The sequence below is a fragment of the Rhizobium sp. N122 genome (assembly GCF_002211295.1).
Classification (GTDB): Bacteria; Pseudomonadota; Alphaproteobacteria; order Rhizobiales; family Rhizobiaceae; genus Rhizobium.
In genome coordinates this window covers 46,651-67,399 of the sequence record NZ_LOKU01000067.1, presented here as the reverse complement: position 1 = coordinate 67,399, position 20,749 = coordinate 46,651, and the positions used below count along the sequence as shown (strand labels likewise).

Below are 20,749 nucleotides of genomic sequence, written 5' to 3'. Positions count from 1 at the left end.
GCAATTCAATCGTTGAGATCAAGCTTTTGCTCAACATACGATGAAATGCCCATTTTCTGTAATCCGAAAGATTTGCCTTGCAAGACCTCCGTATGATTCCGGCCGCGGCCATCGGAGAGTACATTTTCCATTCGAGATCCCGGCCATGAGGAGAGGCAGAGCGAGGAAGAACGATCACGACAATGCCGGCGGGAATCGGTCTTCCGGCCCGACGATATCAAGGTCAATCCGGCAATTCTGGCAGCGGCTTGTGGATCTGATCGCCGCGCTGCCGAAAGGTCCACGGCCGAGGCCGGCGCGCGCTATCGCAAAAACTAGGGATCGAAATCCTCCGCCACAGCGTTAATAATAATGCGTCGGCATGACGTCACGGAAGCATGATGGCTCCGGGCACATGCGGGTCGGCACGATAGGGAAGACCATCATGAAGTCGATCGCGTCATTCTGTCTGTTCGTCTCTCTTCTCTTCATCGCAAGTGAGGCGTCTGCGGCCCTGGAACAAGCCTCTCTTCCGCCGCAGGAGCAGGAAGAAAGGCTGGAGCCGGCCAACCTCGAGCTCACCTTCACCGGCCCTGTCGATCTTGCCCGCTCGACGGCCGTCCTGCTGGATGCCCAGGGTATGGCGCTTCCCACGGGCAAGCCGTTTCTCTCCGGCCCTGAAGGATCGATCTTCAAGGTTCCGCTCGATCCTGCCATGGCGCCCGGCTTCTACACCATCGACTGGCGCGTCCTCTCGATGGACGGCCGCAGCGCCGAAGGCCAGTACCGGTTCCGGGTCGATCCTTAGAGCATGTCGCGCAAAAGTGTGCAGCGGTTTTGTCAGGCAAAGCGCGAAGCGCTTTTGCCGCAACGACATGCGTAAGAACAAAGGGGTCGCTGAAAAGCATTTATAAGATTTTTATATTGATGGTCCTTCGGCCGTCTCGAACCTTTATGCCCTCCGGCTCCATATTCATGGCCGAGAGATCGAACGATCATCTCCACGCCAGAAAGCATGAAAGGCGCCCCTTCGGGGTCGCGCCCTTTGTCTTGTCTGACTCCAACAAGAACAACAGGAGTCACGATCATGATGGATATCATTCTGCTTGGCACCGCGATCCTATTTTTCGCGCTGTGCCTTGCCTACACCAGAGCCTGCGACAGGCTTTGACGGAGAAACGACGATGACCCTCGATTACGTCTTGAGCGGCGCCGTGACCGTGTTTCTCACCGTCTACCTCACCTACGCTCTGCTTCGCCCGGAACGCTTCTGAAGAGAACCGGTGCTTCTGAGCTCGCGCAGGCGCGACCGGGCAGCAGCCGGTATTGAAAGTTTACCTCCATGACCCTCAACGGATGGCTTCAGATCCTGCTTTATTGCGGGATCGTCCTCGTGCTCGTCAAACCGCTCGGCGGTTACATGACGCGTGTCTTCAGCGGCGAGCGCACATTCCTCTCACCCGTCCTCGTTCCGATCGAACGCGGACTTTACCGCATGGCCGGCACCGGCGAGCGCGAGGAACAGCATTGGACCTCTTATGCTTTCGCCATGCTGCTCTTCAACCTGCTCGGCGTCGTCGTGCTTTATGCGCTGCAGCGCCTGCAGGGCATCCTTCCCTATAATCCAGCCGGCATGGCGGCCGTCCCGCCGGAGCTTTCGTTCAACACCGCCGTCAGTTTCGTCAGCAATACCAACTGGCAGAACTACGGCGGCGAAAGCACCATGTCCTATCTCACCCAGATGGCCGGCTTCACCGTCCAGAACTTCGTCTCCGCCGCGACCGGCATGGCCATTGCGGTCGCCTTCATCCGCGCCTTCGCGCGCACCTCGGGCAAGGCCATCGGCAATTTCTGGGTCGATATGACGAGGGCGACCTTCTACATCCTGCTGCCGATCTCAATCGTGCTGACGCTCGTCTATGTCTATCTCGGCGTACCGCAGACGCTTGGAGCCTATGTCAATGCGACGACGCTTGAAGGCGCGCAGCAGACGATCGCCGTCGGCCCCGTCGCCTCGCAGCTTGCGATCAAGATGCTCGGCACCAATGGCGGCGGCTTCTTCAACGCCAACTCCGCCCATCCCTTCGAAAACCCCGATGCGATCTCCAACCTCATCCAGATGGTTTCGATCTTCGCGATCGGCGCGGCGCTGACCAACGTCTTCGGCCGTATGGTCGGCAATCAGCGCCAGGGCTGGGCGATCCTCGCCACGATGGGCGTGCTGTTCCTCGCCGGCGTCATCGTTACGTATTGGGCGGAAGCGGCAGGCAACCCGCTGATGCACGCCTTCGGTCTTGGCGGCGGCAACATGGAGGGCAAGGAAGTCCGTTTCGGCGTCGCCCTCTCCTCGCTCTTTGCCGTCATCACCACCGCCGCCTCCTGCGGCGCGGTCAATGCCATGCACGGCTCGTTCACGGCGCTCGGCGGCCTTATTCCGCTGATCAACATGCAGCTCGGCGAGATCATCGTCGGCGGGGTCGGCGCCGGCTTCTACGGCATCCTGCTGTTCATCATCGTCGCCGTCTTCGTTGCCGGCCTGATGGTCGGCCGCACGCCGGAATATCTCGGCAAGAAGATCGAGGCGAAGGAAATGAAAATGGCCGTTCTCGCCATCCTCTGCCTGCCGCTCGCCATGCTGGTTTTCACCGCGCTCGCCACGGTGCTGCCCTCCGCCGTCGCTTCGGTGGGAACGGCCGGCCCGCACGGTTTCTCCGAAATCCTCTATGCCTATACCTCGGCTGCGGCCAATAACGGCTCGGCTTTCGGCGGCCTGACGGGCAATACGCCCTGGTACAACATCACCCTCGGCATCGGCATGCTCGCCGGCCGCTTCCTGGTCATCATCCCGGCGCTTGCCATCGCCGGCTCGCTGATCGGCAAGAAAACGGTCCCGGCCTCGGCAGGCACCTTTCCCACCGACGGCCCGCTCTTCGTCGGCCTGCTCGTCGGCACCATCCTGATCGTCGGCGGCCTGACCTTCTTCCCGGCCCTGGCGCTCGGCCCCATCGTCGAGCACCTGGTGATGATCGCCGGGCAAACCTTCTGAAGCGATGCCGTGACCCTGCGTCGCCGGGGTCCTTCGCCATCCTCTTTCCAAGCTGGAGTCTCTTATGAGCCAGGCAAAATCCGCGAGTATCGTCGATTCTCGCATTCTCATTCCGGCAGCGGGCGCCGCCTTTAAGAAGCTCGACCCGCGGGCGCTCGCTCGAAACCCGGTCATGTTCGTCGTCGCCACCGTCTCGGTGCTGACCACCGTGCTCTTCCTGCGCGACCTCGTCGCCGGCAACGGCAATCTCGGCTTCTCCTTCCAGATCAATCTCTGGCTCTGGTTCACCGTGCTCTTTGCCAATTTCGCCGAAGCGGTCGCCGAGGGCCGCGGCAAGGCGCAGGCGGATTCGCTGCGCAAGGCGCGCACCGAGACCCAGGCCAAGCTCTTGACCGGCAACAATGGCCGCGACTACCGCATGGTGCCGGGCACCAGCCTGAAGGTCGGCGACCTCGTGCTCGTCGAGGCCGGCGATATCATCCCCTCGGACGGCGAAGTGATCGAAGGGGTCGCCTCGGTCAACGAGGCGGCAATCACGGGCGAATCCGCCCCCGTCATCCGGGAATCCGGCGGCGACCGCTCGGCGGTCACCGGCGGCACCCAGGTGCTGTCCGACTGGATCCGCGTCCGCATTACCGCGGCGGCCGGCTCGACCTTCATCGACCGGATGATCGCGCTGGTCGAAGGTGCGGAGCGCCAGAAGACGCCGAACGAGATCGCGCTCAACATCCTGCTGGCCGGCATGACGCTGATCTTCGTGCTTGCCACCGCGACGATCCCGAGCTTTGCCATCTATGCCGGCGGCTCGATCCCGATCATCGTGCTCGTCGCCCTCTTCGTCACCCTGATCCCGACGACCATAGGCGCGCTGTTGTCGGCGATCGGCATTGCCGGCATGGACCGCCTCGTCCGCTTCAACGTGCTGGCCATGTCCGGCCGGGCCGTCGAGGCCGCCGGCGACGTCGACACGCTGCTGCTCGACAAAACAGGCACGATCACGCTCGGCAATCGCCAGGCGACGAGCTTCCGCCCGGTGCGCGGCGTGTCCGAACAGGATCTTGCCGACGCCGCCCAGCTTGCCTCGCTGGCCGACGAGACGCCTGAGGGACGTTCCATCGTCGTGCTCGCCAAGGAGAAATATGCGATCCGCGGCCGCGACATGGCGAGCCTCAAGGCGACTTTCGTGCCCTTCACCGCCCAGAGCCGCATGAGCGGCGTCGATCTTGAAGGCGCCTCCATCCGCAAGGGTGCGGTCGATGCCGTGCTGACCTATGTCAATGGCGACGCGCCTTCGAAAAACGGCAGCGAGGTCGTGCGCGAACTGCAGTCGATCGCCGACGAGGTAGCCAAATCGGGCGGCACGCCGCTCGCCGTCGCTCGCGACGGCCGGCTGCTCGGCATCATCCAGCTGAAGGATATCGTCAAGGGTGGCATCCGCGAACGCTTCACGGAGCTGCGCCGCATGGGCATCCGCACCGTGATGATCACGGGCGACAACCCGCTGACGGCAGCCGCCATCGCCGCCGAAGCCGGCGTCGACGATTTCCTCGCTCAGGCGACGCCGGAGATGAAGCTGGCGCTAATGCGCGAGGAACAGGCCAAGGGCAAGCTGGTCGCCATGTGCGGCGACGGCACCAACGATGCGCCCGCACTTGCCCAGGCCGATGTCGGCGTCGCGATGAACACCGGCACGGTCGCTGCCCGCGAGGCCGGCAACATGGTCGATCTCGACAGCGATCCGACCAAGCTCATCGAGATCGTCGAGATCGGCAAGCAGCTGCTGATGACACGCGGCGCCCTGACGACCTTCTCGATCGCCAACGACATCGCCAAATACTTCGCCATCATCCCGGCGATGTTCCTGACCTTCTATCCGCAGCTCGGCGTGCTCAACGTCATGGGACTATCGACGCCGCAAAGCGCCATCCTCTCGGCGATCATCTTCAACGCATTGATCATCATCGCACTGATCCCGCTATCGCTGAAGGGCGTGCGCTACCGTCCGATCGGCGCCGGCGCGCTCTTGTCGCGCAACCTGCTGATCTACGGCCTCGGCGGCATCATCGTGCCCTTCATCGGAATCAAGGCGATCGACCTGGCCGTCGCGGCCCTCGGCCTCGCTTAAAGGAGTTAAGAACAATGTTGAAAGAACTTCGCCCGGCGGTCGTCATGATCGTCGCCACCACCGCGATCACCGGCCTCCTCTACCCCCTCGCCATGACCGGTGCCGCCCAGGCCCTCTTCCCCGCCCAGGCGAACGGCAGCCTCGTCGAGAAGAACGGTCAGGTGATCGGCTCGACGCTGATCGGTCAGGCCTTCACCGCAGACAAGTATTTCCACGGCCGTCCGTCGGCTGCCGGCGACGGTTACAATGCGGCCGCCTCCAGCGGCTCCAACCTCGGCCCGACCAGCCAGAAACTGATCGACCGCGTCAAGGGCGACTACGAGGCCGCCAAGGCGACGAACCCCAATACGCAAGTGCCGGCCGACCTCGTCACCGCATCGGGCAGCGGCCTCGATCCCGACATCTCACCCGAGGCCGCCTACTTCCAGGTGCCCCGGGTCGCCAAGGCACGAGGCCTGGACGAGGCCAAGGTCAAGGCGCTGGTCGACGGCGCCGTCCAGGCCCGCGAACTCGGCCTTCTCGGCGAACCCACCGTCAATGTTCTGGCGTTGAATCAGAGGCTTGATGCTTCTATGACTGAGTGAGTTTGGGCGAACGACGGACGGCTTGATAAAGCAGCCGACGCGGTCTGCCGTGTACGCCGCGGAGAGTTTGGCGCGAAAGCCAACCCCACTCTCCGTCATCCCATGGCTTGACCGAGGATCCATACCGCGGCTGCTGGTGGGTGCGGTGTGGATGCTCGGCTCAAGGCCGAGCATGACGGAGGGTGGGGAGACGGATCGAGCTGTTCGCAGCGTAGGGCCGGTTGGGGAGAGGTGAATGCCGGCCTGATGAAGCATCCGAAACGCGGCGTGCTTTGCAGGCCGGGGTGAGTTTGGCAAGAAGGCCAACCCCATCCTCCGTCATCCTCGGGCTTGACCCGAGGATCCATGCCGCGGCCGCTGGTGGGTGCCGTGTGGATGCTCGGCTCAAGGCCGAGCATGACGGAGAATGGGGCGGGCATAAGGAACTATTCGCGGCGTAGAGCCCGGATCCGGAGTGCCTTGCACCAGTTGAACCAAACATGCCGACCCCTCGGCTTAACTGACGTGATGCAGAAAGACCAAACGCATGCCAGACGACAACCGCGACCAGGCCGGCAGGCCATCGCCCGATGCGCTTCTCGAAAAGGCCCGGGCGGAGATGCGCGGTCGTCTGAAGATCTTTCTGGGCGCCGCGCCGGGTGTCGGCAAGACCTATGAGATGCTGATCTCCGGCCGCGCCAAGATCGCCGACGGTCTCGATGTCATCATCGGCGTCGTCGAGACCCATGGCCGCAAGGAGACTGAGGCGCTGGTCGCCGGCTTCGAGATCATCCCCCGCGTCGAAATCGACTATAAGGGCCGGGCGCTCGAGGAAATGGACCTCGACTGCATCCTTGCCCGCCGGCCCGATCTCGTGCTGGTCGACGAACTCGCCCATACCAATGCCGAGGGCAGCCGCCATCCGAAACGCTATCTCGACGTCAAGGAATTGCTCGATCGCGGCATCGACGTCTATACGACGCTGAACATCCAGCATGTCGAAAGCCTGAACGACGTCGTCTCGCAGATCACCCGCATCCGCGTGCGCGAGACGGTGCCGGACTCGATCATCGACCTGGCCGACGACGTCGAGATCATCGACCTGACGCCGGACGATCTGATCAAACGCCTGCATGACGGCAAGGTCTACATGCCGCGCACAGCCGAGCGGGCGCTGACCAATTACTTCACCCCAGGCAACCTAACGGCGCTCCGCGAGCTGGCGCTGCGCAAGACCGCCCAGCGCGTCGACGACCAGTTGCTCACCCATATGCAGGCCCACGCCATCTCAGGCCCCTGGGCGGCGGGCGAACGCGTCCTCGTCTCGGTCGACCACCACCCGCGCTCCGCCTCGCTGGTGCGTTACGCCGCCCGCATGGCCTCGCGGCTGCGCGCGCCTTGGGCGGCCGTCTATATCGAGACCAACCGCTCGATCAATCTCTCCGAAGCCGAACGCGATTCCGTCGCGGCGACGCTGCGGCTTGCCGAACAGCTCGGTGGCGAGGCGATCACTCTTCCCGGCCGCGAGGTGGCCGAAGAACTCGTCCGCCATGCCAGCGCCAACAACGTCACCCATATCGTCATCGGCGCCCCGAAGAAGCCGACATGGCGAGACTGGTGGAGCCGGTCGATCACCGACGAGCTGATCCGCAAGACCGGCGAGATCAGCGTCCATGTCATCTCGGGCACCGAGAAGGACGGCACCACCGCGCGCGGCATCAAGTCGGCCGACACCGCGCCGCCACTGGATTTCCGGGCCTACCTGCTGGCGACCGTCTATGTCGCCATTGCGCTCGCCGTCGGCGTCGTGCTCGACCAGGTGCTCGACGTGCGCAACCTGGCCCTGGTCTTCCTGATGGCGGTGCTGACCTCCGCCGTCCTGCATGGCCTGCGGCCGGCGCTTTACAGCTGTATCCTCGGCGCGCTGTCCTTCAACTTCTTCTTCCTGCCGCCGCGCTACACGCTGACGATCAGCGATCCGGAAAGCGTGCTTGCCCTGTTCTTCTTCCTGGGCGTCGCCATCATCGCCAGCAATCTGACCGCGACCGTGCAGCGCCAGGCTGCCGCCGCGAGGCAGCGGGCGCGCACGACCGAGGATCTCTATCTCTTCTCCAAGAAGCTCGCCGGCACCGGCACGCTCGACGACGTGCTCTGGGCGACCGCCTTCCAGCTCGCCTCGATGCTAAAGGTCCGCGTCGTGCTGCTGCTGCCCGAGGAAGGCACCATCGCCGTCAAGGCCGGCTATCCCCCCGACGACACGCTCGACGATGCCGATATCGCCGCCGCCCGCTGGGCCTGGGAGCACAACCACGCCGCCGGCCGCGGTGCCGATACGCTGCCCGGCGCCAAACGCCTCTATGTGCCGCTCAGAACTGGGCGCACCGCCGTCGGCGTCATCGGCCTCGACAGCGATCGCCGCGACGGACCGCTGTTGACGCCGGAGCAGCAGCGGCTGCTCGATGCCCTGGCCGACCAGGCGGCGCTTGCCATCGAACGTGTGCAACTCGTCGCCGATGTAGATCGGGCACGGCTGGCGGCCGAAGCCGACCGGCTGCGCTCGGCCCTGCTCACCTCGATTTCGCACGACCTGAAAACGCCGCTTGCTGCTATCCTCGGCGCCGCCGGCACGCTGCGCGATTACTTCGCCTCGATGCCGGAGGAGGATCGCAGCGACCTTCTCACAACCGTCGTCGACGAATCCGAGCGCCTCAACCGTTTCATCGCCAACCTGCTCGACATGACCAAGATCGAATCCGGCGCGATGGAGCCGAACTCTGCGCTGCATTATGCCGGCGATATCGCCGGCAGCGCGCTGCGCCGTGCGGCAAAGATCCTCGAACGGCACCGAACCGAGATGAGCATTCCCGCCGACCTGCCGATGGTGCGCGTCGACCCGGTGCTGTTCGAGCAGGTGATCTTCAACCTGCTCGACAATGCTGCGAAATATGCGCCCGAGGGCTCCGTGGTCCATATCGGGGGCTGGGCCGATGCCGACAACGTCGTCCTGCAGGTCTCGGACGAAGGCCCGGGCATCCCGCAGGCCGATCTCACCCGTGTCTTCGATACCTTCTATCGCGTGCGCAAGGGCGATCAGGTGCGCGCCGGCACCGGCCTCGGCCTTTCCATCTGCCGCGGCTTCATCGAGGCGATGGGCGGCACGATCGCGGCCGGCAACCGGGCCGGCCGTTCGGGCGCCGTCTTTACCATCCGTCTGCCGAAACCCACCGATATTCCGAAATTGGATGAACTCAAATGACCGGTTCAGCCGTCAAAATCCTCGTCGTCGACGACGAGCCGCCGATTCGCAAGCTGCTCCGCGTCGGCCTGACCGCGCAGGGTTACGAGGTGCAGGAGGCGGCCAACGCCGCGATCGCCCGTCAGTCGGTTGCAGACGGCATGCCCGACCTCATCGTGCTCGACCTCGGCCTGCCCGACACCTCAGGCCACGAGCTGCTGCAGGAATGGCGCGACCAAGGGCTTTCCATGCCGATCGTCATCCTCTCCAGCCGCACCGACGAGGCCGGCATCGTCAATGCGCTGGAAAGCGGCGCCGACGATTACGTCACCAAACCTTTCGGCGTCAACGAACTCGGCGCCCGCATCCGCGTGGCGCTGCGCCACCGGTTGCAGCAGCAGGGCGAAAAAGCGATCTTCCAGACCGGCGGGCTGTCGATCGATCTGGTCAAGCGCATCGTCAAGGTCGACGGCCAGGACATCAAACTGTCGCCGAAGGAATACGACATCCTGCGGGTGCTCGCCCAGCATGCCGGCAAGGTGCTGACCCATCAGTTTCTTTTGAAACAGGTCTGGGGCCCCGCGGCGGATGTGCAGTATCTGCGCGTCTACATCAGGCAGCTGCGGCAAAAAGTCGAACAGATTCCCGACCAGCCGCACTATATCACCACCGAGACCGGCGTCGGCTACCGGCTCAGGGAACCGGACTGACCGTCCTTCCCTACCGCTGCCCGAACACTTTCGAGCCAGAACCGCACTGAGAATGACATGAATCTTCCCAACATCATCCGGCCGGAACACACCTTTATCGGCGTATCGGCGCCGACGAAATGGCGCGCGCTGCAGGGTATCGCGGATAAGGCGGCCAAGGCCTTCTTCATCGACGGCCAGACCATCCTGAAGGCGCTCGAAGCGCGCGAGAAGCTCGGCTCCACCGGCATCGGCAACGGTATCGCCATTCCGCATGCGGCGATCGACGGCATGACCAGCCCGCGCGGCCTTCTCCTCCGCTTCGCCCAGCCGCTGGATTTCGAGGCAATCGACGATATCCCGACCGATATCGCCTTCGTGCTGCTCTTCGGCGAGAACAACCGCGGTGAATATCTGAACGTGCTGTCCGCCATCGCCCGGCGGCTGCAATCGGACGGCGTGCTCGCCGCCATGCGCAAGGCAAGGACGGCCGACGAATTTTATTCCGATTTCATCGCCGACTCGCGGGTGTGAAAAAGGCGCGGTCCGAAGGCCGCGCCCCACTCGTTTGCGATCAGACGATCCTAGAGCGCCGCTCTAACACTATGAACTGGCGCATAATCCTTTCCGAAAATCGATTCCGATTTTCGGGGTTATGCGCTAGAAATCGCGCTGGAAGCGCAGGAAGCCGAACACTTCGTCGTCGCCTTCGTCTTCGTCGTGGTATTGCACGCTGAGCTTCGAACGCAGGTCTTCGACGATCTGGTAGTCGATCGTCACTCCCGTCGTGTAGGCGCTGCCGCCGGTGAAGCCATTGCCGTCAGCTTCGAGAGCAATGTTTTCAAAGTACTGGAAGCCGGGGGTGACCGACCACTTGTCGTTGATCTTCAGGGCGTATTCCGCTGCGATCGTCCATTCGGACTCTTCGTAGTAGTAGTTGGCGCCGCTTGCCCAGACGCCGGCGATGCCGAGCGTGCCCGGGCCGATATCGGCATAGACGATGCCGCGGACAGCGACTTCGCTGGTGTCGGTGTCATAACCGGCAAGCAGGTAAGCGCTGATGGCGCCGGCCTTGTAGGAGACCTGGCCAGCGACACCGAAATTGTTCGGGCCTTCGCCCGGCTTGGTGTCGTAGTCTTCTTCCAGTTCGTCGACCGAGATGCCGGCTGCGAAAGCGCCGGACTCGTACTGATAACGGATCGAGTTGTGGGTCGTTTCGTTGCTGGCGAGCGTATCGGTCTCGCCGCTCATGTCGTCATCCCACCAGCTGTAGAGCTTACCGACGCGGAAACCGGCGATGTCGATATAGCCTTCATCCAGCAGAGCTTCCTGGTCGGAGGCATTGTCGGCATTGTAACGCAGCGTGATGACGCCGGTGAGCGTGCCGTACTCGGTGTCGTTCTTGGTCTGGAAGGTGACCTGACCGCGAGTCCAGAAATTGACGTCGGAATCGCCCGAGATCTGGTCACCGAAGCGCACTTCGGTACGAATGTAACCGCCGATAGAAAGGCATGTTTCCGTTCCCGGAATATAAAAATAGCCGGTCCCGTAGGCGTCGCAAACGCGAACATATTCCACGGGCTCGGGTTCCGCCGCTACGATGGCGTCGGCGGCGCGGGCTCCGGAGGCCGCGGCAAGGGCGGCAACGGAGGCAAAAAGGATAGTTCTGATATTCATTTTAAATGGCCCTAACAGGTTTGGAATGCGAGGCACATTTCAAGGGATGCCCCCGCGTAGCGGCCGGAGAAGACGACCGCACGGTGGCCATATAGGAATCCGCAAATGTCATCGCGGCAAAATCTGGGCAAAAATCCGCACCACCATGGCGCTTTCGTGGAGGAACTGTGGCCAAAAAGGCACGGCGCTTTCAGTCCGCGGCCGCGGCCGGCAATTGGCCGCGGCCAACTCCGGCACGTCTATTTCAAGATCGACCCTTAAATGGAATGACATTCTAACGGCAGGGACGGAACGGGAAGAACCTTCGTTTCATTATACGACTGACTTGATAGAGTTAAGACAGAAAACAGGAGGGTTCCCATGCAGACACAACGGCTCACCCGGCTCCTTGCGGCCGCGGTCATGGCGGGCAGCTTCGCGATCGGGAGCATTGCTCCTGCTTTCGCGGATCAGACGCTGCTCAACGTTTCTTACGATCCGACCCGCGAATTGTACAAGGATTTCAATGCCGCCTTTGCCGCCAAGTGGAAGACGGACAGCGGTGAAACCGTGACAATCCAGGCCTCGCATGGCGGATCAGGCGCCCAGGCCCGCTCGGTCATCGACGGTCTCGATGCCGACGTCGTGACGCTGGCGCTGGAAGGCGATATCGACGCGATTTCCAAGGCGACCGGCAAGATCCCCGCCGACTGGAAGACCAAGTTCCCCAACAATTCGACGCCTTATACGTCGACGATCGTCTTCCTCGTCCGCAAGGGCAATCCGAAGGGCATCAAGGATTGGGGCGACCTGGTCAAGGACGACGTGCAGGTCATCACGCCGAACCCGAAGACCTCGGGCGGCGCCCGCTGGAACTTCCTCGCCGCCTGGGCATGGGCCAAGCAGGCGAATGGCGGTGACGAAGCCAAGGCGCAGGATTACGTCGCCAAGCTGCTGCAGCACGTTCCGGTTCTCGATACCGGCGCCCGCGGCGCAACGACCACCTTCGTCCAGCGCGGCCTCGGCGATGTGCTGCTTGCCTGGGAAAACGAAGCCTATCTCTCGCTCGAAGAGCTCGGTCCCGACCAGTTCGAGATTGTCACGCCGACCTTCTCCATCCGCGCCGACCCGCCGGTCGCCATTGTCGACGGCAATGTCGACAAGAAGGGCACGCGCAAGGTCGCCGAAGCCTATCTCAACTACCTCTATTCGGACGAAGGCCAGAAGATCGCCGCCAAGCACTATTACCGGCCGATCAAGCCTGAAGCCGCCGATCCGGCCGACATCGCCCGCTTCCCGAAGCTGACGCTCGCCACCATCGACGACTTCGGCGGCTGGAAAAGTGCACAGCCGAAATTCTTCGGCGATGGCGGGGTATTTGACCAGATCTACAAGCCGGCCCAATAATAGACTTCATGAAAGCACATAGCCCCACGCGGTGGCGGTTCAGGCGGCCGAGTGTCATTCCGGGTTTCGGAATGGCGCTCGGCTTTACCTTGACCTGGCTCACCCTTCTGATCCTTATCCCGCTCTCGGGCCTTGCCGTCCGGTCGAGCGCGCTCGGCTGGGAGAAATTCTGGTCGATCGCGCTCGATCCGCGCACGCTGAACGCGCTGCGCATCAGCTTCGGCAGCGCCTTCATCGCCGCGATCGTCAACGCCGTCTTCGGCATCCTGCTGGCCTGGGTGCTGGTGCGCTACCGCTTTCCCGGCAAGCGCATCATCGATGCCATGGTCGACCTGCCCTTCGCGCTGCCGACCGCTGTTGCCGGCATCGCGCTGACGACGCTTTATGCGCCGAACGGCTGGATCGGCCAGTTCCTGACGCCGCTCGGCATCAAGATCGCCTTTACGCCTGCCGGCATCGTCGTGGCCCTGATCTTCGTCGGCCTGCCCTTCGTGGTGCGCACCGTGCAGCCGGTGATGGAGGAAATCGACAAGGAGGTGGAGGAAGCCGCAGCAACGCTCGGCGCCAACCGTTTCCAGACGATTTTCCGCGTGCTGCTGCCGGGGCTCGCTCCGGCCGTGCTCACCGGCTTTGCGCTCGCCTTTGCCCGCGGCGTCGGCGAATACGGCTCGGTCATCTTCATCGCCGGCAACCTGCCGTTCAAATCGGAGATCGCGCCGCTTTTGATCATCATCAAGCTCGAAGAGTATAATTATGCGGCGGCGACCGGCATTGCGGCGATCATGCTGATCATCTCGTTCTCCATGCTGCTGGTCATCAACCTCATTCAGAGCTGGAGCAGGCGGAGGTACGGCTATGGCGCTTGATACAACGGCTCCCCCGGTGAAGCTGCGTTCGGTGACCACCGAAAACCGGATCGCGCGCTTCACGCTGATCATCGTCTCACTGATCTTCCTGCTGCTGATCCTGCTGCTGCCGCTGGCAGCCGTCTTCGTCGAGGCCTTCCGCAAGGGAGCAGGCCCCTTCATCGAAGCGCTCGGCGATGCCGAAACCTTCTCGGCGATCCGCCTGACGCTGATCGTTGCCGGGGTCAGCGTGCCGCTCAACCTCATCTTCGGGGTTGCCGCCGCCTGGGCGATCGCCAAGTTCGAGTTCAAAGGCAAGGCCTTCCTGACGACGCTGATCGACCTGCCCTTTTCGGTTTCCCCCGTGATATCGGGCCTGGTCTTCGTGCTGCTGTTCGGCGCCAATACCTGGCTTGGCCAGTGGCTCAGCGCCCACGACATCAAGATCCTGTTTGCGGTGCCGGGCCTGATCCTCGCCACCATGTTCGTCACCTTTCCCTTCGTCGCCCGCGAGTTGATCCCGCTGATGCAGGAACAGGGAACGGCCGACGAAGAAGCAGCCCTTTCGCTCGGCGCCAGCGGCTGGCAGACCTTCTGGCACGTGACGCTGCCGAACATCAAATGGGGCCTGCTCTACGGCGTGCTGCTCTGCAACGCCCGCGCCATGGGCGAATTCGGCGCCGTCTCCGTGGTGTCGGGCCATATCCGCGGCCAGACGAACACCATGCCGCTGCAGGTGGAAATTCTCTATAACGAGTATAATTTCACCGGCGCTTTTGCCGTCGCCACGCTATTGGCCTTGCTGGCGCTCGTCACTCTTGTTTTGAAGACGCTGCTGGAAATGCGCTATAGCGCTGAAATCTCCGCCAGCCGGCGGCACTGAAGGATTTGGAATGGAAGTACGCGTTCAAAACATCCGCAAGGAATTCGATCGTTTTCCGGCGCTGCACGATGTCTCGCTCGGCATCCGCTCCGGCGAGCTGATCGCGCTGCTCGGCCCGTCGGGCTCCGGCAAGACGACATTGCTGCGCCTGATCGCCGGTCTCGAAAGCCCGACCGAGGGACAGATCTTCTTCGGCGACGAGGATGCCTCGAAGAAGTCAGTGCAGCAGCGCAATATCGGCTTCGTCTTCCAGCATTATGCTCTATTCCGCTACATGACGGTGCTCGACAACGTCTCCTTCGGCCTGAGGGTTAGAAACAGCGCGCGCCGGCCGGCCAAGGCCGATATCCGCAAGCGGGCGCTTGAGCTGCTCGACCTCGTGCAGCTTTCCGGCCTGGAAAAACGCTACCCGGCCCAGCTTTCCGGCGGCCAGCGCCAGCGTGTGGCGCTCGCCCGCGCCATGGCCGTCGAGCCGAACGTACTGCTGCTCGACGAACCCTTCGGGGCGCTCGACGCCCAGGTGCGCAAGGACCTGCGCAAATGGCTGCGCGAGATCCACGACCGCACCGGCCACACCACCGTCTTCGTCACCCATGACCAGGACGAGGCGCTGGAGCTTGCCGACCGCGTCGTCGTCATGAGCCAGGGTGCGATCGAGCAGGTCGGCACGCCCGATGAAGTCTACGACAATCCGAACTCGCCCTTCGTCTTCGGCTTCATCGGCCAGTCGAACTGCCTGCAGGTCGATATCTCGGACGGCGACATCCGCTTCGAAGGCCGCTCGCTCGGCCTCAATGCCGAGGGCGAGCCGGATGGCCCGGCGCAGATCTATTTCCGCCCGCATGACGTCAGGCTCTGCGAATCGGCTGAAAACTGCATCGCCGGCCAGCCGGTTTCCAGCCGCCGCGTCGCCGGCACCCGTCACATCGAACTGGATATAGGCAACGACCGCCCGCATATCGAGATCGAGCTGCCGCCGAGCGAGGCCGACAGGCTCGACCGCCACCGCGTGGCCTTCAAGCCGACCCGCTGGAAGCTGTTCCGCAGCTGATGGGGGTTGTTGGCATAGCCCGACTCCTCGCAGGACTCTCATTTGGCGAGAGGCTCTTTGGCTTTTTGTTATCTATGGTTGTTTGTATTTTTGTCACATGACGAGTAAAAGATTTTCACGTTAATAAGTAGGACTAATCCCACAGGAGGCACCTTGCGTTGAGGGCGGAGATTTCCTTTGGAAAATCCCTGATGGGGATTTTGTTCGTAGGGCTGGCGGCCGCAGGCTGCACGACGACACCGAAACCGGCGGCAACGGCGGCGAAGACGAAGGTTCAACCGGCAAAAGTCACCTTCAATTATACCAACAAGGACCGCGACTGCTTGCAGCGCGCGATGTATTTCGAATCGCAGCATTCCGATGAGGACGGCTACATGGCCGTCGGAACCGTGGTCATGAACCGGCTGACGTCAGGCGCCTATCCGCCGTCGATCTGCGGCGTCGTCGCCCAGGAAAAGCAGTTCGCCCCGGGCGTCATGACGCGTGAAGTCAAACCGCAGGCCGAAACCGAGCTGGCGACCGCCGCCGATGCGATCCTGAAAGGCGCCCGCCATCCTGCGGTCAAGGATGCGATGTTCTTCCACACCGACGGGCTGAAATTCCCTTACAACAACATGCATTATGTGGCGGTCGCCGGCGGCAACGCCTTCTACGAGAAGCGCGGCGCCGATGGCATGCTCCAGACACCGCCGCCGCTGCCCGCCTATGAGGTGGCGATGAATTATGTGCCCGGTGAGAGCATACTGCCGCCGCAATTCGAGGCGCTGATCCCCTCGGCCGTTCCCGTTCCTCTGCCGGCGCCGGATCCGATGCCGACGGCGAGCACGATGTCGCCGATCAATGCGGCGCCCACGGCCGCCCATATGGCGCCCGTCGCAAATCCCATGCCGATGCAGATCACGGCCCCGGTAACCGAGCCGGAACCCTCGATCGAACCCGACCCGGGAATGCGGATCGCGATCCCCATCCCCCGCCCCGCTTATGACAGCGTCATGCTGCGCGGCAGCGTTGCGGCGAACGGCGGCTAAAGCCCGTCGTTCTTCCGGTTATGGGGCGCGCTCTTCCCACACCTTGGCGAGTTCCACGATCGTCTTGACCGCCTTTTCCATATCCTGGCGGCTCACCCATTCGAGCGGCGAGTGAAAGGCATGACCGCCGGCGAAGATGTTCGGGCATGGCAGGCCCATGAAGGAGAGGCGCGAGCCGTCGGTGCCGCCGCGTATGCTGCCGCGCACCGGCGTCATGCCGGCCCGGCGCACGGCTTCGATAGCGTTGTCGACGATCTCCGGATGCCGGTCGAGCACCACCTTCATGTTGCGGTACTGCTCCTTGACCTGGAAATGATAGGTCGAGCCGGGATAGCCAGCCATGACGTCCTTGACGATGGCCTCGAGTATCGCTTCCTTTTCCCCGAGCCCCTTATCGGTGAAATCGCGGATGATGAGGCTGAGCGACGCCTTCTCCATCGAACCGGTCACGCCTGTCGGATGGATGAATCCCTGCTTGCCCTCGGTCGTCTCCGGCGCCAAGTCCCTCGGCAGCCGGTCGATGATGGCGCCGGCGATCTTGATGGCGTTTTCCATGCGGTCCTTGGCGAAACCCGGATGGATCGCCACGCCTGAGATGGCGACCTCGACGCCATCGGCCGAGAAGGTTTCATCCTCGATATGGCCTGATGTCTCGCCGTCCATCGTATAGGCGAAGTCGGCGCCGAGCTTTTTCAGGTCGACCTTGTTGACGCCGCGCCCGACCTCCTCGTCGGGGGTGAACAGGATCTTGATCGTCCCGTGCCGGATCTCGGGATTGTCCACAAGGAACTGGGCCGCCGTCATGATTTCCGCCAGCCCGGCCTTGTCGTCGGCGCCGAGCAAAGTCGTGCCATCGGTCGTGACGATATCGTTGCCGATCTGATTGTTCAGCTCCGGATGCTCGGAAACACGGATGATCCGGCTCGGATCGCCTTCCAGTTTGATATCGCCGCCGGCATAATTCCCGATGATCCGCGGCTTGACGCCCGTGCCGCTGAAATCGGGCGCCGTATCCATATGCGAGCAGAAGCAGATGACCGGCACCGGCTTGTCGCTGTTTCCAGGAATGGTCGCATAGACATAACCGTGTTCGTCCAGATGCGCGTCGGTAAGACCGATCTGCAGCAGTTCATCGACCAGCACCCGGCCGAGATCCTTCTGTTTTTCGGTGGTCGGCTGCGTCGACGAAGAGGGATCGGATTGGGTGTCGATAGTGACGTAACGGAGAAAACGGTCGAGAACAGTGTCGGTCATGGCATCCAATCCAGCAAAGGTCACCGGAAGATATAGCCCTCATGGGTGATACGGCAAAAGTTTTTTCCGCTCGCAATGCGTGAGGATTGACCTGATCAATCGACACGTATTCCCTCGCCGTCGAACACATGCAGGTACTGCGCCGGGAAGGCCACATTGACCTTTGGGCCCGCCTTTAGCGCTTCGCGATCGAGCGTGAAGATCTTGAACGGCAGGCCATGCAGAGCGAGATGCAGGATAATTCCGAAGCCGGTGGGTTCGACGAGTTCGACATCGGTGGCAAGGCCCGCCCAGTCATGCGTCATTAATACATGCTCCGGCCGGATGCCGAGCGTCACGGTGGCACCATCTTCGAGCGGCAGCGGCTTTGCCAGCGGCACGATCGTCCCGTCCTGCAGCCTGACGCCGCCTGCGACATAGCTCGCCTCGAGGAAATTCATTCCCGGCGAGCCGATGAAGCCGGCGACAAAGAGGTTGGCGGGGTGGTCGTAAAGTTCCAGCGGGCTGCCGACCTGCTGCACCACGCCGCCATGCATGGCAACGATCCGGTCCGCCAGCGTCATCGCCTCGATCTGATCGTGGGTGACATAGATCGAGGTCGCCTTCAGCTCACCATGCAGTTTCTTGATTTCGGCGCGCATCTGTTCGCGCAGGCGGGCATCGAGATTGGAGAGCGGCTCGTCGAACAGGAAGGCCTTCGGCTGGCGGACGATGGCGCGGCCCATGGCGACGCGCTGGCGCTGGCCGCCGGACAGCGCCTTCGGCCGGCGTTCGAGCAGCGGATCGAGGCCAAGCTTGGCGGCGGCGGCGGCCACCGCGCTCGCGATCTTCTCCTTGGCCGTCTTCCGCAGTTTCAGGCTGTAGCTCATATTGCCGGCGACGTTCATATGCGGATAGAGCGCATAGGACTGGAACACCATGGCGATGTCGCGGTCCTTGGGATGCCGTTCGTTCACCCTGGCGCCGGCAATGCGGATCTCGCCCGATGTGACATCTTCGAGCCCGGCGATCATGCGCAGGAGCGTGGACTTACCGCAGCCGGAGGGGCCGACCAGCACGACGAATTCGCCATCCTTGATCTCAAGATCGACGCCGTGCAGCACCTGCACATGGCCATAGGCTTTGCGGATATTCTGGATATCGATCGATGCCATTTGTTTAACCCTTGACCGCGCCGGCCGTCAGGCCCTGGACGAGATAACGCTGGATGAGCAGGAAGAAGAGGCCGGCCGGAATGAGCGCCATGACGCCCGCCGCCATCATCTGCCCGAAATCCACCGAGAATTTCGAAACGAAGGTGAGAAGCCCGACCGGGAAGGTCGCCGCATCATTGCCGTTGATCAGCATCAGCGCGAAGAGCAGCTCGCTCCAGGCGGCGGTGAAGACGAAGCCGAGGGTGGCGGCGATGCCGGGCAGCGTCAGCGGCAGGATGATCTGCCGGAAGGCGGTGAACTGCGTCGCCCCGTCGATCATCGCCGCCTCTTCGAGATCCTTGGGGATGCCGTCGAAAAAGGACTGCATCAGGAAGGTGGCGAAGGGCACGTTGAAGGCGGTGTAGACGATGACGAGGCCGGTCAGGCTGTTGGTCAGATGCAAGGGCGACAGGATCTTGAAGATCGGCGCCACCAGCATGACGAGCGGAAACATCTGGGTCAGCAGCATCAGCGCGACGATCCAGTATTTTGCCCGGAAATTGAAACGCGACAACGCATAGCCGGAGAGCGAGGCGCAGATCGTCACGGTCACGGCTGTCGAGACCGAGACGATCAGGCTGTTCTTGAAGAAGGTCGGAAAGGCGCTGTGCTGCAGCACGAAGGCATAGTGATCCCAGGTCGTGCGCGACGGCCACATGCGCACGCCCTCGCTATAGAGCAGGTCGTTCGGCGTCACCGAGACCTTCAGCAGCCAGAATAGCGGGAAGAGCGCAAAGGCGATATAGCAGAGGATCGCCAGACGGTGCGCGATGGTTGGGATGACGGATCGTCTCATCGGCTCAATCCTTGTTCAGCAGCGTCTGCCGCAGCAGGATGATCAGCATCGAATAGGCAAGCAACAGCGCAAGCAGCACCAGCGCGATCGCCGAGGCATAACCGAAATCGAGCCGCTTGAAGGCCGTGGTGAAGATGTAGCTCGCGACGATCTGCGTGCGGTCGGCCGGCCCGCCATTGGTCATGACGACGATGAGATCGGCGAAATTGGAGATCCAGACGGTGCGCAACAGCACGGTGATGGCGATGGTCGGCGCCAGAAACGGCAGGGTGATCGAGCGGAAGCGCTGGAACCAGCCGGCACCGTCGATCGACGCCGCCTCGTAGAGATCGCGCGGGATCGCCTGCAGGGCTGCCAGCAGCGTGATCGCGAAGAAGGGAATGCCCCACCAGACATTGGCGACGATCGGCCCCCACATCGCATAATTGGGATCGGAAAGGATATTGCCCGGCTCATGCATCAGCCCAAGCCCGAAAAGCCAGTGCGGGATCGGCCCGATGACCGGGTTGAACAGCCAGGCCCAGTTGAGGCCGGCGAGGAAGGAGGGTACCGCCCAGGGCAGGAAGACCAGCGCCTGCGCGATCGCCCGGCCCGGGAACGGCTTGTCGAGCAGCAGCGCCAGGATGAGCCCGAAGACGAACTGCAGGACGACGGAGGCGCCGGTCCACCAGAGCGTGTTCCGCAGCGCGCCGTAGAAGGCCGCATCGCCCGCAAGCTCGCGAAAATGCTCGAGCCCGATGAAGCCGCCGGAAAACGGGTTGAGCAGTTGGATATCGCGAAAGGCATAGGACACGCCCAAGGTCAGCGGCACCAGCATCACCGCGATGATCAGGATCAGCGACGGGGCGCTGTAGAGATAGGGCTCCGAAGCATCGGCAAGACGACGCAGCCATGGCCTGCGGTCGCGACGCATGTCGAGCGTATCGGCGGAAGTGGTCATCGGATTGTGGTTTCCAAGTGTGCGAGTCAAGGCTTCGAATGCGTGTGCGGCCCCCTCAT

Annotated in this window: 18 protein-coding genes; 13 read left to right on the top strand and 5 right to left on the bottom strand. The window is 62.7% G+C overall.

The features are described 5' to 3' along the window. Positions 1-424 precede the first annotated feature (424 nt). The 8 genes from ATY75_RS29780 (at position 425) to ATY75_RS29735 (ending at position 10,171) form a co-directional block, all read left to right on the top strand. On the top strand, positions 425-787 hold the full coding sequence (locus tag ATY75_RS29780) for a copper resistance protein CopC (RefSeq protein WP_088940236.1): 363 nt from the start codon (positions 425-427) through the stop codon (positions 785-787). A gap of 376 nt (positions 788-1,163) precedes the next feature. Then, positions 1,164-1,253, top strand: a complete 90-nt coding sequence (locus ATY75_RS29770) for a K(+)-transporting ATPase subunit F (protein ID WP_003547774.1) — start codon at positions 1,164-1,166, stop codon at positions 1,251-1,253. 68 nt (positions 1,254-1,321) lie between these two features. Beyond that, positions 1,322-3,025: a potassium-transporting ATPase subunit KdpA gene (gene kdpA, locus ATY75_RS29765; RefSeq protein WP_088940235.1), complete on the top strand. Its 1,704-nt coding sequence runs from the start codon at positions 1,322-1,324 to the stop codon at positions 3,023-3,025. Between the two features lie 64 nt (positions 3,026-3,089). Then, the gene (kdpB, locus tag ATY75_RS29760; RefSeq protein ID WP_088940234.1) at positions 3,090-5,150 is read left to right on the top strand and encodes a potassium-transporting ATPase subunit KdpB; all 2,061 of its coding nucleotides are present in this window, start codon (positions 3,090-3,092) and stop codon (positions 5,148-5,150) included. 14 nt (positions 5,151-5,164) lie between these two features. Then, positions 5,165-5,734: a potassium-transporting ATPase subunit KdpC gene (kdpC, locus tag ATY75_RS29755; protein ID WP_064843303.1), complete on the top strand. Its 570-nt coding sequence runs from the start codon at positions 5,165-5,167 to the stop codon at positions 5,732-5,734. A 526-nt stretch (positions 5,735-6,260) separates the two neighbouring features. Next, the gene (locus tag ATY75_RS29745) at positions 6,261-8,969 is read left to right on the top strand and encodes a sensor histidine kinase KdpD (protein ID WP_088940232.1); all 2,709 of its coding nucleotides are present in this window, start codon (positions 6,261-6,263) and stop codon (positions 8,967-8,969) included. Further along, entirely contained in the window at positions 8,966-9,658 is a 693-nt protein-coding gene (locus tag ATY75_RS29740; RefSeq protein ID WP_064843299.1) for a response regulator transcription factor, read from the top strand. Before ATY75_RS29745 ends, ATY75_RS29740 begins: the two co-directional genes overlap by 4 nt. A gap of 57 nt (positions 9,659-9,715) precedes the next feature. After that, the gene (locus ATY75_RS29735) at positions 9,716-10,171 is read left to right on the top strand and encodes a PTS sugar transporter subunit IIA (protein WP_088940231.1); all 456 of its coding nucleotides are present in this window, start codon (positions 9,716-9,718) and stop codon (positions 10,169-10,171) included. A gap of 126 nt (positions 10,172-10,297) precedes the next feature. Here the strand turns inward: ATY75_RS29735 and ATY75_RS29730 are convergent, their stop codons facing one another. Then, a complete protein-coding gene (locus ATY75_RS29730; protein ID WP_088940230.1) occupies positions 10,298-11,314 on the bottom strand; it encodes a porin in 1,017 nt (338 codons plus the stop codon). A 360-nt stretch (positions 11,315-11,674) separates the two neighbouring features. Here ATY75_RS29730 and ATY75_RS29725 point away from each other — a divergent pair, with 360 nt between their 5' ends. The 5 genes from ATY75_RS29725 (at position 11,675) to ATY75_RS29705 (ending at position 16,507) form a co-directional block, all read left to right on the top strand. Beyond that, positions 11,675-12,700: a sulfate ABC transporter substrate-binding protein gene (locus ATY75_RS29725; RefSeq protein ID WP_088940229.1), complete on the top strand. Its 1,026-nt coding sequence runs from the start codon at positions 11,675-11,677 to the stop codon at positions 12,698-12,700. A gap of 8 nt (positions 12,701-12,708) precedes the next feature. Further along, entirely contained in the window at positions 12,709-13,566 is an 858-nt protein-coding gene (gene cysT / locus ATY75_RS29720) for a sulfate ABC transporter permease subunit CysT (RefSeq protein WP_064843290.1), read from the top strand. Beyond that, positions 13,556-14,428 carry a sulfate ABC transporter permease subunit CysW gene (cysW, locus tag ATY75_RS29715; RefSeq protein ID WP_088940228.1) on the top strand — a complete coding sequence of 291 codons (873 nt, stop codon included), beginning with the start codon at positions 13,556-13,558 and terminating at the stop codon, positions 14,426-14,428. The genes cysT and cysW overlap by 11 nt, the downstream gene beginning before the upstream one ends. A 10-nt stretch (positions 14,429-14,438) precedes the next feature. Continuing rightward, entirely contained in the window at positions 14,439-15,479 is a 1,041-nt protein-coding gene (locus tag ATY75_RS29710) for a sulfate/molybdate ABC transporter ATP-binding protein (protein WP_064843285.1), read from the top strand. A 158-nt stretch (positions 15,480-15,637) separates the two neighbouring features. Next, entirely contained in the window at positions 15,638-16,507 is an 870-nt protein-coding gene (locus ATY75_RS29705; protein ID WP_088940227.1) for a cell wall hydrolase, read from the top strand. An 18-nt stretch (positions 16,508-16,525) separates the two neighbouring features. Here ATY75_RS29705 and pepT read toward each other — a convergent pair whose 3' ends face one another. The 4 genes from pepT to ATY75_RS29685 all read right to left on the bottom strand — a co-directional run bounded on the left by pepT (position 16,526) and on the right by ATY75_RS29685 (position 20,690). Then, entirely contained in the window at positions 16,526-17,761 is a 1,236-nt protein-coding gene (gene pepT / locus ATY75_RS29700; RefSeq protein ID WP_088940378.1) for a peptidase T, read from the bottom strand. A gap of 95 nt (positions 17,762-17,856) precedes the next feature. Further along, positions 17,857-18,915, bottom strand: a complete 1,059-nt coding sequence (ugpC, locus tag ATY75_RS29695; protein WP_088940226.1) for a sn-glycerol-3-phosphate ABC transporter ATP-binding protein UgpC — start codon at positions 18,913-18,915, stop codon at positions 17,857-17,859. Positions 18,916-18,919: 4 nt separating this feature from the next. Continuing rightward, entirely contained in the window at positions 18,920-19,750 is an 831-nt protein-coding gene (locus tag ATY75_RS29690) for a carbohydrate ABC transporter permease (RefSeq protein WP_088940225.1), read from the bottom strand. Positions 19,751-19,754: 4 nt separating this feature from the next. Further along, the gene (locus ATY75_RS29685) at positions 19,755-20,690 is read right to left on the bottom strand and encodes a sugar ABC transporter permease (RefSeq protein WP_088940224.1); all 936 of its coding nucleotides are present in this window, start codon (positions 20,688-20,690) and stop codon (positions 19,755-19,757) included. Positions 20,691-20,749 lie beyond the last annotated feature (59 nt).

Excerpts from the sequence above, each read along its gene's own strand:
- ATY75_RS29780 (WP_088940236.1), top strand. The coding sequence starts at position 425 with ATGAAGTCGATCGCGTCATTCTGTCTGTTCGTCTCTCTTCTCTTCATC.
- ATY75_RS29770 (WP_003547774.1), top strand. The coding sequence starts at position 1,164 with ATGACCCTCGATTACGTCTTGAGCGGCGCCGTGACCGTGTTTCTCACC.
- kdpA (WP_088940235.1), top strand. The coding sequence starts at position 1,322 with ATGACCCTCAACGGATGGCTTCAGATCCTGCTTTATTGCGGGATCGTC.
- kdpB (WP_088940234.1), top strand. The coding sequence starts at position 3,090 with ATGAGCCAGGCAAAATCCGCGAGTATCGTCGATTCTCGCATTCTCATT.
- kdpC (WP_064843303.1), top strand. The coding sequence starts at position 5,165 with ATGTTGAAAGAACTTCGCCCGGCGGTCGTCATGATCGTCGCCACCACC.
- ATY75_RS29745 (WP_088940232.1), top strand. The coding sequence starts at position 6,261 with ATGCCAGACGACAACCGCGACCAGGCCGGCAGGCCATCGCCCGATGCG.
- ATY75_RS29740 (WP_064843299.1), top strand. The coding sequence starts at position 8,966 with ATGACCGGTTCAGCCGTCAAAATCCTCGTCGTCGACGACGAGCCGCCG.
- ATY75_RS29735 (WP_088940231.1), top strand. The coding sequence starts at position 9,716 with ATGAATCTTCCCAACATCATCCGGCCGGAACACACCTTTATCGGCGTA.
- ATY75_RS29730 (WP_088940230.1), bottom strand. The coding sequence starts at position 11,314 with ATGAATATCAGAACTATCCTTTTTGCCTCCGTTGCCGCCCTTGCCGCG.
- ATY75_RS29725 (WP_088940229.1), top strand. The coding sequence starts at position 11,675 with ATGCAGACACAACGGCTCACCCGGCTCCTTGCGGCCGCGGTCATGGCG.
- cysT (WP_064843290.1), top strand. The coding sequence starts at position 12,709 with ATGAAAGCACATAGCCCCACGCGGTGGCGGTTCAGGCGGCCGAGTGTC.
- cysW (WP_088940228.1), top strand. The coding sequence starts at position 13,556 with ATGGCGCTTGATACAACGGCTCCCCCGGTGAAGCTGCGTTCGGTGACC.
- ATY75_RS29710 (WP_064843285.1), top strand. The coding sequence starts at position 14,439 with ATGGAAGTACGCGTTCAAAACATCCGCAAGGAATTCGATCGTTTTCCG.
- pepT (WP_088940378.1), bottom strand. The coding sequence starts at position 17,761 with ATGACCGACACTGTTCTCGACCGTTTTCTCCGTTACGTCACTATCGAC.
- ugpC (WP_088940226.1), bottom strand. The coding sequence starts at position 18,915 with ATGGCATCGATCGATATCCAGAATATCCGCAAAGCCTATGGCCATGTG.
- ATY75_RS29690 (WP_088940225.1), bottom strand. The coding sequence starts at position 19,750 with ATGAGACGATCCGTCATCCCAACCATCGCGCACCGTCTGGCGATCCTC.
- ATY75_RS29685 (WP_088940224.1), bottom strand. The coding sequence starts at position 20,690 with ATGACCACTTCCGCCGATACGCTCGACATGCGTCGCGACCGCAGGCCA.